This is a genomic window from Moorena sp. SIO1G6, assembly GCF_010672795.1.
GTDB classification, from domain to species: domain Bacteria; phylum Cyanobacteriota; class Cyanobacteriia; order Cyanobacteriales; family Coleofasciculaceae; genus Moorena; species Moorena producens.
The window spans coordinates 44,838-64,751 of the sequence record NZ_JAAHFZ010000037.1; the positions used below are offsets into that span (position 1 = coordinate 44,838).

A 19,914-nucleotide genomic window follows, 5' to 3' on the forward strand; every position below is an offset into this window, starting at 1 on the left:
ACATTGGCATTTCGACGTTCCGACCCTTGCCCCGCGCTTCCCATAGGACACTTACCCTCAGAAGGTAAAGTGCGGGGCTTCTCGCGGTTTAGCTAAAATATTTAATGATTGCCTCAGCAAACTCAGAACACTTCAACGGAGGTTCTACGGGTGGAGTCATCATCCGGGCTAGGTCATAAGTAACTTCCCGGTTAGCGATCGCATCTGATATCCCCTTCTTAATCAAATCAGCAGCTTCTTGCCAACCCATATACTCTAGCATCATCACTCCTGATAAAATCACAGAGCCTGGATTTACCCGGTCTAGACCCGCGTGTTTGGGAGCTGTGCCATGGGTGGCTTCAAAAATCGCACAGGTGTCACCAATATTCGCTCCTGGACCCATACCTAATCCACCAACCATAGCAGCAGCAGCATCGGATAGGTAATCACCATTGAGATTCATCGTGGCCAAAATAGAGTATTCAGCTGGTCGAGTCTGGATTTGTTGGAAAATGCTGTCGGCAATCCGGTCATTTACCATCACTTTATCTTGCCATTGACCTTGCCCATGAGTGTCCCAGATAGAATTAAGGACATTTTCCACTTCCTGGACCACTTTCGACTGTTTTTCTGGGGTCAAGGCATCATAACCCGGTTCAATGGCGCGAGCATTCTCTTCCAGGGTAATGTCAGGATTTTGCTCTTTGTTGCTGAGAATCCAAGATTCCCGTTCAGTTATACATTCTGCTCGAAACTCTGTGGTTGCTAGTTCATAACCCCAGTCCCGGAACGCGCCTTCGGTGTACTTCATAATATTCCCCTTATGTACCAAAGTCACCATCTGCTTAGACTTAGGTAGCCTCAGGGCATGTTGGATGGCGCGGCGCACTAAACGCTGGGAGCCAGTTTTACTGATGGGTTTAATGCCAATACCAGCATCTAAGGGAATCTGTTTTTTGCCATGTTCTGGAGTCGCTGGGATTAGATCCTGATTGAGTAAAGTAATCAATTTTTCAGCAACTTCACTTCCTTTGGGCCATTCAATACCTAAGTAGATATCTTCTGTATTCTCCCGATAGACAATTACATCCAGTTTCTCTGGAGTTTTGTGGGGAGAGGGGGTTCCTGGGTAGTACTTACAGGGACGCACACAGGCGTAGAGGTCATTAATTTGCCGCAGGGCAACATTGAGAGAGCGCATACCACCACCCACAGGAGTTGTCAAGGGTCCTTTGATAGCAATGCCGTATTCTTTGATGGCATTTAGGGTGTCTTGGGGTAAATACTGATAAGTACCGTACTTTTCGCAAGCTTCGTCACCGGCGTAGATTTTAAACCAGCTGATGCTGCGCTTGGCACCATAGGCGCATTGGACCGCTGCATCAATTACCTTCTGGGCAGCTGGCCAGATATCAACGCCAGTACCATCTCCGCGAATAAACGGAATAATTGGGTTGTCAGGAACAATGGGTTGACCATCCTTGTAGGTAATGGCAGAACCAGTCTGGCAAGGGGAAATTTGCTCGTACATAAAGTAGTTTTAATGAATGTCAGATGGAAGTTGGCAATAGACCTATAGTCAGAAAACTACCAGATCTACTGCACTGGGCTTGAGACATTAAGCTTTTTTGCTGATTAACCCCAGGTAAATGGTAGTTGACGTAAGGTCTATCCATAGGGGGATGGCAAAAACTATACTATAGTTAAGCTTCTCATTAAGATAATTACTACTTGACAGGGCAAGAGTGACAGAAAGAGCAGGTAGTTGTTGAGCTTTCTTCCCGAAAATTCCCATTTCTGGGTATTAGCATGAGTGAACGTAGTTCAAGTTCAAAGCTTTGATGAAGTTATTACACCATGGCTCAACTGTTTGAAATCAGCCTTTATGCTGAAATAGGGGTTCTATAGCTTAAGTTCTCCTGTAATAGGAAGGTGTTCAACTGTTTTACCACAGCAAGCCAAGGCTGCTTTGTGCAGCGCCATCGCTCCTAAAAAATTGCTTGGGTGATGTGTCAATAGTTAGGGCTTCAACACCGAAACTTACAGTGTTATTAGCATAGATGCTGCCTATGGTCAATCGAATTCCGATCAAAAGATATGGTGTATTGTTTGTCTCAGTTGGCCTTTCATAGACTTCCAGCCAGATGGCAGCAGCATCAATTCATGACCAATTGGCAGGAGTGTTTGTAGAAAAGGTGGCTCCAGAAAGAATATGAAAAAGATTTTAGTTGTTGACGATGATAAAACCCTGCTAACTCTTTTGAAGCGCTACCTGGAACATCGAGGATACCAGGTAGAACAAGTGTGTTCGGGAACTGAAGCCTTGGAAGCTTGTGTCAAAAATCCACCGGATCTGGTAGTTTCTGATGTACTGATGCCGGAGATGGATGGGCTAGAGTTTTGCCGTCGTCTGAGAAACATTCCCAATGGTAGGCTGATGCCATTTATTTTTTTGTCTAGCAAAGCAGAATTAGAAGACCGTATTAATGGTCATTCTATGGGAGCAGATGATTATTTAACTAAACCAGTTGCTCCGAGAGAATTAGAGGCAAAAATCGAAGCACTGCTAGAGCGCTCCCACCGTATCCATGCTGAAATTGTTCGGTTGATGCAGCAAGCTACTGCTATAGCTCCTGGCCATCTAGCTAACCAATTCTCAACATCAGCAGCTGCTGAGAATTCTAAGACTTTGGCTCAGGTAGGGGCAAAACCTAAACCTCTACCCTTGACACCAGCAGAAGAACGAGTATTTTGGCAAGTTATTCAGGGGTTAACCAACAAAGAAATAAGCGATCGCCTATTTATCAGCCCTCGTACTGTGCAGACTCACCTCAGTAGCATACTCCATAAGTTGAAACTACATAATCGTAGCCAATTGGTGCGCTTTGCCTATGAGCAGGGATACAAACGTCCCAAGGAGTAGACATGAAAGTAATTTTCCCTCAAACGGCGAAATCGGGTTTATTGGTCAATCTTCAATTGTGACGGAGCTGCCTTGTATTTATACTTCCCACAGAAATCAACTGAGCTTTTATTTAACTATCAGCTATCACCCATCTGCCAATTTCCTAACTGCTGACCTAGACAAGCTAACCCCTCAGAGTTTAACTTATCAGCTTTCAACTTCTTCCGCAACCAGTCTCCGGTCTACCGGACGGTCGGTGGTGAGAGGTCAGATGAACTGAAGTAAAATCGCCGCCAAAATGGGTTATCGATTTTGAGCAAAAGTTTGAGCCTATGTGTACTAGGGCTGCCCTTTTCCGTGAACGGAAAATTCAACGAATTGCGGACAGGGTTTTCCGGAACTTCAGATAAGTCTTTTTTAGTATATAACTGGAGCCGAAATCAGCTAAGGCACTTTTGCTTCGCTCAAACCCTTGAGCCAGTAGGCAGTGTTAGCTAGCAATCGGAACATCGAAGCACTGGGGATCTCAGAGAATCCCCTCGGTTATAGAAAAAATATTCTGGTGTGGTGGAATCGTTAACTCGAATCGCGCTTGCTCCCCTTTTTCAAAGAAGTAAGGAGAGGATGTAAGCGGCGAACGAAGAATGAGTGAGCAATTTTTTGGATATGTTTTCAGAATCCGATTTACATCGCCTGTATAATAGTATTGGTTCCTGAACTGGCCTACTAACTAAAAGCCAACAGTTACCATATATCAGAGCTTGGTAAATCTGTCAAACCCCCTGACCCTCTTGGTAAAAAATCCAATCAACATCGTAGACGGCAAATTAGAAATCAGCTCCTTCGGGGCGAGGGAGCTAGCCTTGGTAGTAGAGAAACCTACTACCGAAGTAAGTCCTTTTAACTCAGAACTCTCTGGCTGACTCACTCAGAACTATTTTCAAGTTAGATGACTGGAATTTACACTGCAGATGAATTACAACAGCTGATCACCCAGGAGTCAGAGCGATGGCGACCACTGGTATTTACTAATGGGTGTTTTGATCTACTACACATTGGTCATGTCCGTTACTTAAAGATTGCCAAATCCTTGGGTTCGTCTCTAGTGGTCGGGCTAAATAGTGATCAATCAGTAAACCGCATTAAACCATCACAGCCAGGATATCCTTCCCGACCACTGGTTCCTGAAATACAGAGGGCAGAAATTCTGGCAACTCTCAAACCCGTAGATGGGGTAGTGATTTTTGCTGAAACCACAGCTAATCGTTTAATTGAAGCACTGCAACCAGAGGTGTACGTTAAAGGGGGTGACTACACTTTATCCACTTTACCAGAAGCCAAAATTGTTCAATCCTACGGGGGGCGGATTGAGTTAGTCCAGGTTGAATTTCCTACCTCCACTACTCAAATCATTAACCGCATTCTTCAGGCTCGATAAGCAGGTGAGAATAGAGAATGGTTGAAATTTGGTAAGTTGTTGTGCTTGTAAATTGATTATTTGTCAATTTTGGAAAAAACTTTTTATACCCTCGGATGTTGTCTCTCCCTCACCGGTATCTCCCTATCTACTTCAGTATAGGCTGGCTTACATTAGGCATGATAGCACGCTTACATTAGGTACTAAGCACGCTTAAACACTTACACGCTTAACTATTAACCATTAACCAAAGCCAACACCTAACCCATAACCCCTAACAATTAACCTGCAAGTTAATTGTTCCACCAGGTTATGAGTGAAGCACCGCTACAGACAATTGACGGACTAGGCTCGGTGAAATTTTGGCACAAGTTCTTGATCGTAAAAGGTTTAAGCTTAGACAATTATAAGCTTTAAGGTTGTATACAAGCGGTTCCTTGCCGTAGTCTAGGTTAAAAGCATCAACTTGCTTGACTCTCGACTTTAAAACCTATCACATTCAATCTTCTTGAGTGCAACCTCAAACCCTACCCTTCATGAGCGATCAAACGGCCCGGTTACCAGCAGAAGTCTCTAACACAGTTGCCGAACTCCAGCGCCAGCTAAAGTCTAGTTCTGAAAAAAAACAACAGGCTTTGATTCAGGAACTTGCCAACACTGGCACTGCCGGGTTAGACGTGTTAATGGAATTTTTACAGGAGCAACATGCCAACCCGACTATCCTCAGTGCTGGTTTTGCCTATCAAGCCCTCCATCAAGCCAATATGCCCAAAACCAATGAATTTTTGCAAACCTATTTTCCTACTGGGGTTGTACCCCTACGTTCTGAAGCAGGCATTGATTACACACCCGTGCAACAGCTGTTAGTTAAACAAGATTTTCTCGCAGCTGACCGTCTTACTCTCGAAAAACTCTGTGAGTTAGCAGGAGCTGCTGCTGTACAGAGAAGATGGCTGTATTTTTCTGAAGTAGACAATTTCCCGATTACAGATTTGCAAACTATTGATATCTTGTGGGTTATTCACTCTCAAGGCAAATTTGGATTTTCTGTGCAGCGGGAGCTTTGGTTGTCTTTGGGTAAAAACTGGGAAAAACTTTGGCCAAAAATTGGTTGGAAAACTGGCAATCGCTGGACCCGATATCCCCATGAGTTTATCTGGGATCTCAGTGCACCAAAAGGTCATTTGCCTCTTTCGAATCAGCTCAGAGGTGTTCGGGTATTTTCCTCTTTGCTTTCTCATCCAGCTTGGTCTACTCAGACATCACTCCCATAAGCGGTCAGGAACGAAACAACCGCAAAAATGCTTCTGATACCAAAAAAAATGGCATTATTTAAGCATTTATTTTCCTGAGAATTTGTTTACTTCACTACTCTATCTGGGAACCTTAAGTGTTGTGGGTAGCACTACAGTAGCCAGTGGACTGTGGTGCTACCAAAGGTAACCATGGGGAATGGGTTGGTTATGGCAAAAGAAAATCAACTTTTTTGTACTTTGGATGGTTTGACTGCTAAAGAACGGGAAAAAAAACGACTGAAAACTCTTCGGGATTTAGGTCTACTCGAAGCAGAAACAGTACCAGTTTTCGACGAGGCAACTCAGACTACTGCCAGATTTTTAGATGTGCCTATCTGCATTTTGGGCTTTATGGTACAAACGCAACAGCACATCAAATCAGCTGTGGGATTATCTAGAATCGGGCTAATGAATCGAGTGGCACAGTCCCGTCAGTTGCCCCGTAGTGAATGCTTTTGTAGCTATGTAGTAGATAGTCATCAAATGTTGGCGATTAATGATACAGTCGCCAACCCTGTCTTTGCTAGTAGTGTACTGGTTCACCACTACGGTATCCGTTCTTACTTAGGTGCACCACTGTTAACTGCTGACGGAGAGTGTTTAGGTACCCTAGCAGTTATGGATTTAGTACCTCGCAATTTTACCACCAAAGATTATGAGTTTTTGGCAATTACCGCTCGCTGGAGTCTCAGTGAATTTGAGCGGAATCATTTTTTGAAAAAAGAGCGTGACCGCTTTGTTAACTGGCTAACTAACTCTTCAACAGAGCCTCAGCACTCTCAGGAAGTCGAGTCTGATCGCCAAACTTCTAGCCCTAGGAATGTCTCTCTAGATGGGATAGCTGGTTTTAACTCAGTTCACACCATTAAGTACAAATTACTAACTCAGCTGACACAGGAATTGCGCACACCTCTAACATCGATTATGGGAATGGCTAGTGTATTAAGTCGCCAAGTTTATGGGTCTTTGACTGATAAACAAAAAGAATATCTAGAAATTGTTTATTGCAGTGGTCGTCAGCTGGTCTTGATGGTTGATGAAATTCTTTGCTTGGGGATTTTTGATGAAAACAGCGAACAACTAAATTTAACTGCTGTAGATATTGAAATGCTCTGTCAACAAGCAATGAACAATTTAGCACAGATAGCCCAGCAACATCGACAAAAGTTGCATCTATCTGTAGAGCCAGGTAATCGCATCTGGTTTCTGGATAAAGAAAAGGTACGACAAATGCTATATTACCTCATATTCAGTGTGATTTACTCGGCTGAGGCAGGGGGTGAAGTACGCATCCATGTCTCTCGAAAAACTGATTTGGAGAGGGCTAATGTCGTGTCTTTGAAAATCGCGGTTTGGGTTTCTCACCCCTGGCTCGGAGATGGTCTACCTCAGATGTACGGACAAATTTATGAGTTACCGTTACAATCCCCCTCAGCAGCAGCAGCGGTTGCTAATGCTTTAGAAACCCCATTCATCACTGAAGCACTGGGAATAAGTGAACTACCTTCGAGTTCAAACTTCCTCTGTGACAATCAGTTTTTATCCAGTTCTTTTGATCCAGAAACTACTAGTTGGGGTTCTGAATCGGAAAAAAGACCTCAGAATAGTGAATCTCGTGAAAGTTTAGGGCTATTACTAAGCTGCCATTTAGCTAAACGCCATAGAGGAAAAATTTCTGTTCAAGGTTTGCCAGAGTTAGGGTATCGGTACGTGATTACTTTACCGCAATTAGAGTCTCCTGATCAAAACTGTTAAACCACTGTTCCGATTCATTGACTCATATGTTAAACTAATCTAGGCAACGGTACTGTCAAGGTGATCTAGCCATCAGACCTAGACCGTATTTATCAAAAAAACTCATAAATAGAAGACTAACGGCTGATAAAGGTTGCTCAGTTAATAAATTATTTAATTTTGCTTAGTCTTTCTGAAGTGGTCGATAGCAAAAGTGCTAAAGACCCCCTGAGAACGCCAGCTTTTCGGGAAGCGTCGAAAAGTTTTTTAGTATTTGGTGAAGGAATCCTGATATAAAATCAAAGATTATAGATGAGGTGGGTTCAAATAAAAAATAGACAATGAATTCAGCATGGGCTAAGTTTACTCTTTCAAATTTACAGCTGTATCGGTGGCGAGGCACTAGCTATTTGTATCGCCTGGTAGGACTCCTAGATGCTTGGCGTCAGAGTAGCTTGCTCCTACAGTGGTCTGACCCAATAGGAGCGATGATAGTTGCTCTGGTGTTAAGTTTAGCTCCTTTTGTTTCCAATGCTCTAGTAGGCATCTTGTTAATTGCAAGTGCAGGGTTATGGGTATTGCTAACCTTATCCGATGATATAGGAAAGCCGAAGGTAAGCCCCATTCATCTGTTAGTTTTTTTGTACTGGAGTGTTGCCACTATAGCCACCGCACTCTCTCCGGTGAAAGGGGCTGCCTCTAGTGGTTTGGTAAAATTAACCCTTTATTTGTTCTTTTTTGCCCTGATGGCAAGGGTATTACGTTCTCGTCCCCTTCGTAGCTGGATTATTACCCTCTTTCTCCATATCTCACTAATTGTCAGTATTTACGGCTTGCGGCAGTGGTTTTTTGGGGCTGAAGCATTAGCTACCTGGGTAGACCCCACTTCAGCAGCAGCAAAACTGACGCGGGTTTATAGTTATCTGGGCAACCCGAATTTACTAGCTGGTTATCTGATCCCAGCAGTAGCATTGAGTTTGGCAGCAGTATTTGTCTGGCAGGGTTTGCTCCCCAAAGCCTTAGCACTGACGATGGTAGTCGTGAATTCAATTTGTCTAGTGCTAACCTTTAGTCGGGGTGGATGGATTGGTTTTGTTGTTTGTATTTTCGTCTTCTTGATCCTGCTGGTGTATTGGTACAGTGTGCAGTTGCCCCCTAAATTACGCCCTTGGGCAATGCCAGCACTATTAAGCAGTTGTGCTGGGGTGATGCTTCTCGCCGTCATGTTTGTTCCAGCTATACGCGATCGCATTGCTAGTATTTTTGTTGGTCGGGAAGATAGTAGTAACAACTTCCGCATGAATGTTTGGTCTGCGGTGATGGACATGATTCGTGACCGACCCATCATTGGCATTGGTCCAGGTAACAACGCCTTCAACAAAATCTATCCCCTTTTCCAACGCCCCAAATATACCGCCCTCAGTGCCTATTCCATTTTCCTAGAAACTGCCGTAGAAATGGGTTTGATCGGGATGTTATGTTTCCTTTGGTTGCTGATAGTCACCTTCAACCAAGGCATGCAACAACTGAGTCGTCTGAGAAATTTAGCGAACCGTCAGGGATTTTGGCTGATGGGAGCCATTGCCACCATGTCAGGAATGCTCGCCCATGGTCTGGTAGATACCGTTTGGTACCGTCCTCAAGTGCAGACCCTATGGTGGCTAGTCGTCGCCATTATTGCCAGTTTCTATGTCAATCCAAATTCTGACCCGTCAAAAGTTTAAAGTTTGCAGGTTGCTTTGCAGGTTGCAGGTTACAAGTTACCAAGTTACAGGTTGCTAGTTTTGTGCTGACCAAACAACCTTCAACCTACCCTACGGGAACGCCAAGAGCGAACAACCTTCAACCTTCAACCTACCAACCTTCAACCTTCAACCTTCAACCTTCAACCTTCAACCTACCAACCAACTAACCAACCTTGGCCTTTCGGCCACGCGATCGCGTTCAACCTTCAATAACGTTTAATAGCCCTTGCCATATCTCGCTGATCCTGACGCCTCTTGATCGTCTCCCGCTTATCATGGAGCTTTTTCCCTCTGCCCAAACCAATGCTGACTTTAACCAAGCCGCGCTTCAAATAAATCTTTAAGGGGACAAGGGTTAAACCTTGCTGTTCTAATTTACCGGTGAGCTTATTGATTTCCTTACGGTGCAGCAGTAGTTTTCGGCTGCGACGGGGGTCATGATTAAAATATTCGTTGATATTTTGGTACGGAGAGATATGGACATTGAGCAGCCAGGCTTCCCCACCACGAATCAACCCATAGCCATCCCGCAAGTTGACCTTGCCAACTCGGATAGACTTCACCTCCGTTCCCTTTAACTCAATCCCAGCCTCGTAAGTCTCTAAAATTTCGTAGCGGAAACGAGCTTGTCGATTATCACTAATAACTTTATAACTTTCACCTTTATCACTCATAGTGTTGCCACTCCCACAGGCTTGCAGTTATCTAACTCTAGCGCCTGAGGTTAGAACTGGCGACAACGCGAAACTATTAACTTTTATGAAGATATTGACATTTACCTGAAAAACGGTAAAAATAGATACAGAAACATAAAATCGTTCATCTCTTCATGAATTAACCATAGGTGAGCAAGCTTCATGGAGAGACGGAAGTAAGGATGAATCCTGAAGGAACGCGCCTCTTATCACTACACTCACATTATGAGGCGAAGACTATGAAACTTTCTTATCGCGGTGTTAGCTACCAACACCATCCTTGCGAAGTTTCCACCACAGCAGTTGACTTTGCTGGCAAGTACCGGGGACTGAATTACCGATTGGGTAGTGCCCATCCTTTAACACTTGTGCAAGACAAAGTCAACCTCAAATATCGTGGCGTTTCTTATTAACTCAATATAACTAAGTATTCTAGCCTATAAACAAGGTGTATCTAAACTCATAGCCAGTAGTGGCGATATGCCCTAGGCATGTGCCCTATAACCAATCACTCTCTTGGTGCGGGTTCCCTACTGCTTTGAACAAGCGCGGGGTTCCACCCCATGTTTCATTTGGCTTCCTGATGGGGTGACAACCCAGTTGGATAGATAAGTAATAGATGCACCCTGACTAATTCCCTCAGCTAAGAGCAGAGTATATCCTCTGTAAGTGGCTGAGGTTTTTTTGTGTTGATATCAGTTTTTACAAAAGATTTATGATATAAATATTTATAATAGTTAACATTAAATAACAATAGACTACCTAGAGGCAGGAAAAATTAACTATGGGACTCTTTGGCAATTTGTTCAACTCTCAGACCAAGTACGTTGATCAGGACAGCCAGGACATGGCACAATCCAGAGAAGCTAACCGCTCTCAAGAGTATTTCTTGGACACAGATCAAGCCAAGACCATGGGAAACATTGACTACATGCGCACCCCTGTTAAGGTCAAGAAATCCTTTCCCAAGACCAAGACTGCTGTTTTAAGCGGTGAAGTGGTAGAGCAGACCTCCGCTACGGATAAAGTCACCCTTTCCCAAAATCAGACACCTATGGCCACTTCTGAGACTGCTTCCCAGTCTGGAACTAAATTAGAACAAAACGGTCAGGTAAGCTCTCAACCCCGTCGCCCTGACTCAAGCCTGGATCCGTTCCTCAAAATGGCTCAGGAGCTCAGAAAGGGTTAATTTACTGCTGTGTAGATTGACTCCAACTCTACAGGGCTTGATCAGATATTAACTGCACCAGCGGCAAATTTGATTTTGAGATAATCCTCTTCCATCTTGGCTCCTGAAGGTTTCAGGGCAGCTAAAGCTTGGGGGAGGACTAAATTGCGGCGATGGTTACCAATGCGAACATTCAATTCATCTCCTGTTTGAGTAAGCTGTATTTTGTCTTTGGGGATACCAGGTAGGTACAGTTCTAGGCTGTACTCATTTTTATGCTGTATTACTCTAATGGTGTTTTCTTGGTAATACACTTGAGTGGGATCTTCTGAACCATACAGAGTTTCTTTGAGACGCTCCAACGCTTCAATACCGCACATCTCTTGGGAATAGAGGGGAACTTCTTTAATGGGTAAAGGCCGGAAATTGTCGTGAATTTCTTGGCGATACTGTTGCTGATTTTCTTTCCAGCGTTGGAAAAATGGGTCAGTTACTTGGTCAGGAATGATCCGATTCGCAACAACTAGATCAGTGGCAACGTTGTATAGGCTTAAGTAAGCATGAGCTCGTAAGGACTCCTTAATCACCATTCTCTCAGGATTAGTAACCAGACGCACTGATGTTTGTTGGTTGTCAGTCAGTACCTTCTCTAGGGCTTCAATTTGTTCATAAAACTCATAGGGAGCATCCATGACCTCTTTATCTGGTAAAGAAAAGCCAGCAATGGGTTTGAATAACGGTTCAACCAAAGGTCTCAGAGCAACTGACATACTTTGTAGTGGCTTATAAAAACGGCGCATATACCAGCCACTGACTTCTGGTAAGCTCAGTAACCGTAACGCAGTACCAGTAGGAGCTGAGTCAATAACCAGAACATCGTACTCGTCTTCATCGTAGTGACGTTTCATGCGGACGAGACCAAAAATTTCATCCATACCAGGAAGAACGGCTAATTCTTCTGCCTGTACCCCATCTAAGCCCCTCGCTTGCAGCACTTGGGTAATGTAACGCTTAACCGCTCCCCAGTTTCCTTCCAATTCCATCAGAGCGTCAAGTTCTGCTCCCCAAAGGTTCGGGCGGACTAATCGGGGGTCGTGACTGAGTTCAATATCAAAACTATCTGCTAGGGAGTGAGCTGGGTCAGTACTCAGAACTAGGGTTTTGTAGCCTAACTCGGCACAACGCAAGCCAGTAGCAGCGGCTACAGAGGTTTTTCCTACTCCTCCTTTACCGGTCATCAAAATTACGCGCATGGTATGCTCCAGCTGTTCTGAGAAAAGTTTACATTTATTTACTTTACATTACTGTACAAAAGCTGCTTAAGTACGTCCAGGCGTGAACAGTCCCAATAATCTATATGAGAAACAATTAATCCCTCAGCATTTAGCTTTAACTCGCTCCAGCCAGGAATAGTCATTCGCGGTTTCCAGGGTAATGGCGTAGTCCAGCTCAGAGTCCAGCGGGTTCTAATTGTATCTCCTGAGTGGGAAATGTGTTGCAAATCTAGATGGGGCTCAAGGAACCAGCGATTGATAAAGGCAATCATTTGTTTGTAACGCTCAAGCCCGCGAAACTGGTTGAGGGGGTCTTTAAAATAGACGTCTGAGGCGTAGATGCTATAAGTTTGGTCAGCTGGGAACCTTTGATAGTCTTGTTCGATAATTTGGGCTATGGACTGACGAATCTCTTGTTGGTCAGGGTCTTCTGTGTTATTATACCGATTTGTATTCATACGTTGTATTCATACAGGTATTAATAACCTAATATATTTCGTTATTTAGTTGTTAGTCCTACTGGCTTGTTCAAACAAGGGTTTTTTGGCAATTGGATCTAACCCGACCGAAGTCAGCAGTTTGTGCAAAGCTTCTTTCAAGTTCTCGTCATTGGGGCTCTGCCTTCGCAACTCTACCAGAGTGGTTAATGTTTCGTACCAAAGCCGATCATTTGCGTAGATTGCAACACGCTGTTGGGGGGTTGCTTGCTTTAGAAGTTGCGCTAGGTTTGGATCTTCTTCAACTCGCTTGACCCCACCATCAATATAGATATTGTTTGACGAGTCACCGGGATCAATCAATCTTACCTGCCAGTGATAGTTCTGATTAACTTCTAAGGGAGGTAGGTTCACAAAGGGAGGAATGGTTATACTCCTAATTCCAGGATCTACAGTATCGGGTAAGGGATACTTGACTGAGTAAAGCTCCTTGCCATCGGCATTTTTAAACACCAAATTTAAGTATAGCCCTGATGCGAATACTATACAGGGCATATACCAAGAGAAAGTGGGGTATTCAGCAACAGTTTTTCCCATGCCAGAAAGGGGAACCAATGCTACAGGAGGAGTTTTGAGGTCTGATATATAGTAGCACTCCCCCCTAGTTCCTCCAGGACGTCCGAGATCCGAGGGTTCCCCTGTAGGAGGTGGATTATATTCAGATAAATAACTTTCCCAGTGCTTGGGTATCTTCTCAATCAGTTCCCTCCCTAGGGAAAAACTCGCCTGAGCTTGTACCTGGGCTGGAAGATTGACTGCCAGACTGAAAGCCAAAGCAACCGTTAAGAGCGTAAATTTTGATGAACGTGTTAACCAAGCCATGATAAAACTATTCCCTGGTAGAGCCAAGTTTCTCTTAAGTAAGCAGGATAAGTGAGAAGTATGGCAGAACAACAGCCCTTCGAGGCACCCGTAACCCCTCTAAGAGGATCAGGTTTTCAGACCTTACCTACGTCATTTTAACAATAACTTCAGGTATTTGAGACATCGCCACTATAAGCTTATAATCTTGTCGAAATCTTCATCTGTTCTTCATCTGATTTACTCATGATTCTGAATTCAGCTTCATTTTTTAAAGAGCGACAAAAATTCGAAAAAACTATCCGACCAATTGGAGCATCTGCCTTGCAAGGTATAGCATTTTGGAGAGAAAAAATAATTGCTATCGACTCGATAAAGGGCTATCTCATAGAAATTGATCCCTTCACAGATAACACAAGGATTTTGAATCCAGAACGGTACTCAGATTTGGTCGGTGTGACTGGTTTAGCCCTGGCAGGAGAAACCCTATGGTTAACGCTACAATATAGTGTCTATTTTTGCCAGATAAATGATAATTTAACCCTACAACACTTTGTTGATTTGCCTTACACCGCTAACGGAATCGCTGTTAAAGATTCAACTGTTTATGTTACCTGTAAAAAAGTTGGATATATTATTATTTATAGCAGCAATACAGGTCATGAGATTACCCGGTTGCGTTCTCCCGGAGTTGGCATTGAACATATAACAATCCGCGATGAAGAACTGTGGGTATCGGATGACCAAGAACAGACAGTTTACTGTCTTGATCGAGCAACTGGCGAAATTCAGTTCAGTGTACTCACCCCCTTTGAAAATCCTACTGGTTTAGCATTTTGTACTGACCCCCAGACGGGAGACGATACCCTCTATATTGCTTATGCAACTGAGGAGGCTTACATCCGGGATAACCCTAACGCTGATCCTAATTATGAATTGCAGTATCGCGATCGCACTTTTATTCATCCGTTACACTTTACCTACAATCCGGAAGGTCGCTACGCACTCTCCAATGGCTATTTAATCGAAATGTCCTACGTCGAGGAACTTGATCCCCTCAAGGATATCGAGTTGAATGATTTGGAATGGCGAATTGCCTTGCCATCGGAAACTGACCGACAAAAGGTCTCAAAAGTCGAACCCGTGGGTATACCCTTTACTATAGACGTTCAAGATGGTCAACAAGTTGCCGTTTTTAAGTTTGACAACCTCAAGCCAGGGGAACGCCATATCTTTGGTTGGAAGGCACTCCTAGAAGTCTGGAGTATCAAGTACCGCCTGACACCACGGGATATGGAGGGGTTGCCTGAGTTACCGCCAGAATTTCAGAACCGTTATTTGGTGGATGATGACAAGTTAGCCATGGATACAGAAATCATCCGCCGTTCAGCTAAAGAAGCAATTGGTAGCGAAACGAATCTGTTGCGGCAAGTCTACAGTATTCGCAATTATGTCTACGACAAACTTTCCTACCACGTGACCCCTAAAATAGATACTCCAGACATTGTGCTACGACGGGGTGTGGGGTCTTGCGGGGAGTATTTGGGAGTATTGCTAGCTTTGGGACGCCTTAATGGTATTGCCTGCCGCACTGTTGGTCGTTACAAATGCCCTCCCCATCCTGACCAAATCGGTATTCCTTTGGTACCAGATTTTAATCATGTTTGGATGGAATTTTATATCCCAGGAATCGGCTGGCTACCTATGGAATCGAGTGCTGATGATACAGTTGAAGGGGGTCCTTATCCCACTCGGTTTTTGATGGGTCTTGCCTGGTACCATATAGAGATCGGTAAAGGAATTAAGTTTGAAATCCTGAAGAGCCAAGGGGTGCCTGTGAAAAAAGAAGATATTTCCATTGGTGAGTTAGCCATTAATCATGTGCGGTTTAAGATTGTGGCAGAATTGCCCAGTGGTAGTGCTTCAATCGAACAATAAGGACTACTGCTGGCAAGGGTAGCCGGAAAGAAGTGGGTTGGAGGGGATCTAAGACCAAATCGAGGACGTAACTCCTAGACTTGGGCTACCCCCGTGATGTCAGAAGCGTACACCATACCTGCTGGGATTGGTGTGCGGTAGTTCACTATAGGTTAGGGGGAAATTGAGTCATGGATGTTATTCCAGCTATAGACTTACTTGAAGAAAAATGTGTGCGGTTAGTCCAGGGAGACTACCAGCGTGCGCAAGTATTTAACGATAACCCAGTCGAGGTAGCGAAACAATGGGTTGAACAAGGTGCATCACGGCTGCATGTGGTTGATTTGGATGGGGCAAAACTGGGTAAGCCAGTGAACACTAAAGCAATCGAAGCAATTGTGCAGGCGGTACCTGTGCCAGTGCAAGTCGGTGGTGGATTACGCTCCCGCTCCGGAGTCACTCAACTGTTGACTCTAGGCGTCGATAGAGTCATTATAGGGACGGCAGCGGTGGAAGACCCTTCCCTAGTGGAACAGCTTTGCACTGAATTCCCAGGAAAGATTGTAGTTGGTATTGATGCTCGTCAGGGATGGGTGGCAACTCACGGTTGGTTAGAAACCTCAGAAATTGCAGCAATTGACCTAGCAGAGCAAATGACTCAGCTGGGAGTAACTACGATTATTTACACCGACATTCACCGGGATGGAACTCTGTCTGGACCAAACCTAGACGCTCTAAGAGAACTAGCAAGCCATATCTCGATCCCCGTGATTGCCTCTGGGGGTGTCAGTTCAATCACTGATCTATTGAGTCTACTGACTCTCGAACCTCTAGGGGTTAGGGGTGTAATTGTTGGTCGTGCGCTTTACACCGGAGATATTTCTCTGAAAGAAGCTATTCAAGCAGTCGGTCCTGGAAGGTTACAAGATATCCCTCTAGATATGGGGTTTTCTAGCTTTGCTTGAGGAGTCGTCAATGGAAAAATGGAAAAATGGAAAATTGATCTGATTCGAGCCAAATACCCCATGATCAGTTTTTCATTGTCAGGGGCAATTTATTTTAAGATAATCATTTGTCTAATTGCTTCCTGATTACACTGTAAAAGTTTAGTAAAGGGGGAAAGGGCAAGGAATTCCAACCATTGACCTTTTCCTTTTTATATTTATAACTGAAATTAAAGACCATACTACTAAACTCAATTGCCTTCTTCAAGTGTTATTTAGCTAGGCAGGAGGACAAGGTAATGGGGAGATAGGTAGATAGTGCTACCTATGAATGTAACTTGGTACCAGTAAACACCATTCCCCTAACTTAACCATTCCTTCATTTTATCCGGATATTTGATAAGTTTTGCGTAAAATTTTCCAGTTCTAGTGTCAAAAACTAGTTTGTTAACACAAACTAACTACAGAGCTGATGGTTAGTGGCAACTACTGAAGGTATGATAGGGGAGCGATTAGCCATAGGTTCAGTTACTCTTGAACATAACTTAAACCAATAAATAAAAAGGCACATATAGAGATGGGCAATAAATCAGAGCTTTTCCCACAGGGGAATGGTAAATATATCCACTCACAGCCCGTCATCTACCACACTAGAAACTCAAAATACTATCAGGATGGGCGTAAGCTAGAGGAGATTTGGACGATCATACGGCGTCGCTTTTTAGTGGCTGCTGGTGTAGCAATTACGATAACAGCTAGTATTTTTGTATGGACCTCTAATCAGAAACCTCTGTATGAAGGCAAGTTCCGGCTGCGTCTGGAGCCTCTGACAGCACAGGATCATGAAAATCAATCGATACCAGGTTTTGAAACCTTGGCTTATAAAACCCAAATGCTGGTACTGCGTAGTGAAAAACTCATCACTCCCGTGATTGAGGAAATAAACAAGCGCTATGGCAAAACTAGCTACAAGTCTTTAGTCAAGAATAATCACCTGAGGATCAAACATATTGAAGGAACTAGTGTCTTAGAAGTTCGTTACCGGGATAGTGATCCTCAAAAAGTTCACTTTGTTTTAAAGCAGCTTGCCGATAATTATATCAAGTACTCCCGCCAACAAGAAGCAAGTTACCATCATAAGGACCTTGAGCTAGCAAATAGAGAGTTGCCTCAAGTACGCCAAGAAGTAGACAGACTGGAGGAAGAACTGCTGAAGTTGGAGCTAGGGTACAAGTTGATCGATTATGATAATCAAAAACAGCAGCTTTCAACTCAGATTAGCCAGATTAAGCAACAGCAATTAGATACTAACATCCAGCTTAAGGAAGCTCAGTCCTTCTACCAGATCATCTCTCAAAAGCTAGGACTGTCATCAAATCAGGTCAAGGACTCTCGCGCCTCGGAGTTAGCTCTGGCTCAAGTGAATTTGGCTGAAAACCCTTACTACCAAAAGATGCTCAACCACCTAGAAGAGGTTGAGGCTGAGATCGCTATCGAGTCAAGCCGCTATACTCCAGACAGTCCAACCATCAAGACCCTACAGCAGCAAAAGTATAATTTCTTATCCCTGTTACGCTCTGAAGCTGAACAGGTACTAGGGATCAAACTAACAAATACAGATGTTCCTAAGATATCACCCAATTCAATTCACCAGCAGCTCACTCAACAACTGGTAGATCGGAGCATCCAAATATCAGTTTTGCAAGCACGACAACAAGCTCTTGCTGAGGAAGAAGAAAGTCTTGAGCAAGACATGAAACAGATGTTGGTGATAGATCCAACCTACACCAGTTTACGGCAAAAACTTAGAGATAAAACCCAACGATTAGACACTCTGTTGGAGCTTAAGGAAAGCTTCCAGCCTTATTCTTGGGAACTTATTCTCAAACCCAAACAGCCTCAATATCCGATTCCGCAACATCAGGAACTTCAGATTATTTTGGGAGCGATCGCAGGTATATTACTGGGTGCAGGAACAGGGTGGTTGATGGAGCGCTTAGACCATGTGTTCCACTCTCCCGACGAACTTAAACATCATACCCAATTGCCTCTTCTTGGTGTTATTCCTTACCATCCAGCACTTAAGGCAACCAAGTCATCAAGCTGCAAAGGTATACCTTTTGTTCCAAGCTTCCCTAAGAATCAGAAAAATAACTCAACGCCAAAACTGCAGCAAGCTTCTCCCTTTTTAGAGGCGTTTCGGTTCCTCCATCGCAATATTGGCTTACTCGGCTGGGATAAGCCAATCCAATCTATTGTGATTAGCTCAGCTAGACCAGCAGACGGTAAATCTACCGTTGCTGTCCACCTAGCTATAGTGGCTGCTGCTATGGGTCGGCGGGTGCTACTGGTGGATACAGATCTGCGCCGTCCCCGGGTACATAAAATTTTTGGTTTGAACAATCAACTTGGTTTGAGTGACGTCCTTAGTAAGGGGATCAAAGCTAACCGAGCCATCCAGCAAGTGCCCCTGTGGGATCATCTTCATGTGCTAACTGCTGGTTCCCCAGCACATGATCCGATTCGGTTACTATCTGCGCCAAAGATGGGAACTTTGATGGAGCATTTTAATGCTGTTTTTGATTTAGTTATTTATGATACACCTCCCGTGATCGGACTTGCCGATAGCCGCCTTCTAGCAGCTAACACGGATGGTATGGTCTTCGTAGGCAGATTAAACAAGACTGACCGCTCAGTTCTAATGCAAGCCTTGGATCAACTCAAAACCTCTAGGACTAATCTTTTAGGTATTGTTGCTAATGATGTTGAGAACTACGCAACTAGCTCCTATTATCACTATCAGGACTACTATACAACCGATTCAGCAACCATGAAGGTGAAAAAGCTTCTAGATCAGAACATGAGATGATATGAAGTCCAGTTAATAACTTTTAATATGCTTGATTGCTTTTTGTTAATGGTTAATGGTTAATTGACCATTAACCATTATAGTTAGTGATCAGTAGCTGGGGATGAAAATACGTATGTTAACAGGACTAGCATCACCCTTGACACCATCAAGGTTAGTGTGAACAGGACTAGGGAAACCTCGACAGTTAAGCGTAACCGTTTACCCTTACGATACAAACGTTTATCCGCTACAGGGTGAGCAGTTTTAGAAAAGAGTGTTAATGGTTGATGAGGCTGATAAGGATTCCAGAATACATGGGCACCTAAATTCTGATCGGCACAGGGTTTCATAGTTCAAAATTCGAGGTAGTGTGTTGAGAGCGAACCAGCGTTTACGCCCTGTGGTGTAAACGTTAGTAGTAAAACTGAGATAGTTCCTGTCTCAGTCTTGCTTGATAGTGATGCTCAACCCTGTCCAAATTGCTTTGGACGGGCTTGTCGTATTCAACCAAGGCTTACGTATTTGTTTTAGAGTAATGCGAGAGGCAGAGAAGGGGGTAGAGCAGGGTAAGCGCAAGAAAATTTATGGGTTCGATATGCTAGAGTTTAAGGGAATGGAGGTTTCTAAAACTAAGCGCATATACCTTGTATCCATGCTGGCTCGTTTAGCTTTTTGACGAGTACTGCGTT

Annotated in this window: 17 protein-coding genes and 1 riboswitch; of the genes, 11 read left to right on the top strand and 6 right to left on the bottom strand. The window is 43.9% G+C overall.

Translation table 11 applies throughout. From position 1 onward, the window contains the following. Positions 1–88: 88 nt before the first annotated feature. On the bottom strand, positions 89–1,513 hold the full coding sequence (locus F6K63_RS26165; RefSeq protein ID WP_287313502.1) for an NADP-dependent isocitrate dehydrogenase: 1,425 nt from the start codon (positions 1,511–1,513) through the stop codon (positions 89–91). Between the two features lie 681 nt (positions 1,514–2,194). Between F6K63_RS26165 and F6K63_RS26170 the strand changes: the two genes are divergently transcribed. The 6 genes from F6K63_RS26170 to F6K63_RS26195 all read left to right on the top strand — a co-directional run bounded on the left by F6K63_RS26170 (position 2,195) and on the right by F6K63_RS26195 (position 9,245). Beyond that, the gene (locus F6K63_RS26170; RefSeq protein ID WP_071106451.1) at positions 2,195–2,905 is read left to right on the top strand and encodes a response regulator transcription factor; all 711 of its coding nucleotides are present in this window, start codon (positions 2,195–2,197) and stop codon (positions 2,903–2,905) included. A gap of 931 nt (positions 2,906–3,836) precedes the next feature. Then, a complete protein-coding gene (locus F6K63_RS26175; protein WP_008182497.1) occupies positions 3,837–4,325 on the top strand; it encodes an adenylyltransferase/cytidyltransferase family protein in 489 nt (162 codons plus the stop codon). Positions 4,326–4,840: 515 nt separating this feature from the next. Continuing rightward, the gene (locus F6K63_RS26180) at positions 4,841–5,578 is read left to right on the top strand and encodes a GUN4 domain-containing protein (RefSeq protein ID WP_287313503.1); all 738 of its coding nucleotides are present in this window, start codon (positions 4,841–4,843) and stop codon (positions 5,576–5,578) included. 189 nt (positions 5,579–5,767) lie between these two features. Continuing rightward, positions 5,768–7,354 carry a GAF domain-containing sensor histidine kinase gene (locus tag F6K63_RS26185; protein WP_287313504.1) on the top strand — a complete coding sequence of 529 codons (1,587 nt, stop codon included), beginning with the start codon at positions 5,768–5,770 and terminating at the stop codon, positions 7,352–7,354. A gap of 320 nt (positions 7,355–7,674) precedes the next feature. Continuing rightward, the gene (locus tag F6K63_RS26190; RefSeq protein WP_008182505.1) at positions 7,675–9,057 is read left to right on the top strand and encodes an IctB family putative bicarbonate transporter; all 1,383 of its coding nucleotides are present in this window, start codon (positions 7,675–7,677) and stop codon (positions 9,055–9,057) included. 62 nt (positions 9,058–9,119) lie between these two features. Further along, complete coding sequence (locus F6K63_RS26195) at positions 9,120–9,245, top strand: hypothetical protein (RefSeq protein ID WP_267872018.1); 126 nt, start codon at positions 9,120–9,122, stop codon at positions 9,243–9,245. A gap of 39 nt (positions 9,246–9,284) precedes the next feature. Here F6K63_RS26195 and smpB read toward each other — a convergent pair whose 3' ends face one another. Continuing rightward, positions 9,285–9,752, bottom strand: a complete 468-nt coding sequence (smpB, locus tag F6K63_RS26200; RefSeq protein WP_008182507.1) for an SsrA-binding protein SmpB — start codon at positions 9,750–9,752, stop codon at positions 9,285–9,287. A gap of 140 nt (positions 9,753–9,892) precedes the next feature. Continuing rightward, positions 9,893–9,977, top strand: a riboswitch (Glutamine riboswitch). A gap of 35 nt (positions 9,978–10,012) precedes the next feature. Between smpB and F6K63_RS26205 the strand changes: the two genes are divergently transcribed. After that, positions 10,013–10,186: a DUF4278 domain-containing protein gene (locus tag F6K63_RS26205; RefSeq protein ID WP_287249983.1), complete on the top strand. Its 174-nt coding sequence runs from the start codon at positions 10,013–10,015 to the stop codon at positions 10,184–10,186. A 371-nt stretch (positions 10,187–10,557) separates the two neighbouring features. Further along, entirely contained in the window at positions 10,558–10,962 is a 405-nt protein-coding gene (locus F6K63_RS26210) for a hypothetical protein (protein WP_287313505.1), read from the top strand. Positions 10,963–11,003: 41 nt separating this feature from the next. Here the strand turns inward: F6K63_RS26210 and F6K63_RS26215 are convergent, their stop codons facing one another. The 3 genes from F6K63_RS26215 to F6K63_RS26225 are packed head-to-tail and all read right to left on the bottom strand — an operon-like array spanning position 11,004 to position 13,534. Further along, positions 11,004–12,194 (bottom strand): TRC40/GET3/ArsA family transport-energizing ATPase, encoded by a 1,191-nt coding sequence (locus F6K63_RS26215; RefSeq protein WP_071106457.1) that lies wholly within the window; start codon positions 12,192–12,194, stop codon positions 11,004–11,006. A gap of 38 nt (positions 12,195–12,232) precedes the next feature. Further along, complete coding sequence (locus F6K63_RS26220) at positions 12,233–12,673, bottom strand: C6orf136 family protein (RefSeq protein ID WP_071106458.1); 441 nt, start codon at positions 12,671–12,673, stop codon at positions 12,233–12,235. A 45-nt stretch (positions 12,674–12,718) separates the two neighbouring features. Next, positions 12,719–13,534, bottom strand: coding sequence for a DUF928 domain-containing protein (locus tag F6K63_RS26225; protein ID WP_071106459.1), 816 nt, complete (start codon positions 13,532–13,534; stop codon positions 12,719–12,721). A 225-nt stretch (positions 13,535–13,759) separates the two neighbouring features. Here F6K63_RS26225 and F6K63_RS26230 point away from each other — a divergent pair, with 225 nt between their 5' ends. The 3 genes from F6K63_RS26230 to F6K63_RS26240 all read left to right on the top strand — a co-directional run bounded on the left by F6K63_RS26230 (position 13,760) and on the right by F6K63_RS26240 (position 19,243). Then, positions 13,760–15,451, top strand: coding sequence for a transglutaminase-like domain-containing protein (locus F6K63_RS26230; protein ID WP_071106460.1), 1,692 nt, complete (start codon positions 13,760–13,762; stop codon positions 15,449–15,451). 170 nt (positions 15,452–15,621) lie between these two features. Then, positions 15,622–16,395 carry a 1-(5-phosphoribosyl)-5-[(5-phosphoribosylamino)methylideneamino]imidazole-4-carboxamide isomerase gene (gene hisA, locus F6K63_RS26235; RefSeq protein ID WP_071106461.1) on the top strand — a complete coding sequence of 258 codons (774 nt, stop codon included), beginning with the start codon at positions 15,622–15,624 and terminating at the stop codon, positions 16,393–16,395. Between the two features lie 556 nt (positions 16,396–16,951). Continuing rightward, complete coding sequence (locus F6K63_RS26240; RefSeq protein WP_287313506.1) at positions 16,952–19,243, top strand: GumC family protein; 2,292 nt, start codon at positions 16,952–16,954, stop codon at positions 19,241–19,243. An 83-nt stretch (positions 19,244–19,326) separates the two neighbouring features. On the opposite strand, the gene F6K63_RS26245 is transcribed toward F6K63_RS26240, so the two are convergent. Beyond that, the gene (locus F6K63_RS26245) at positions 19,327–19,575 is read right to left on the bottom strand and encodes a hypothetical protein (protein ID WP_008189486.1); all 249 of its coding nucleotides are present in this window, start codon (positions 19,573–19,575) and stop codon (positions 19,327–19,329) included. Positions 19,576–19,914 lie beyond the last annotated feature (339 nt).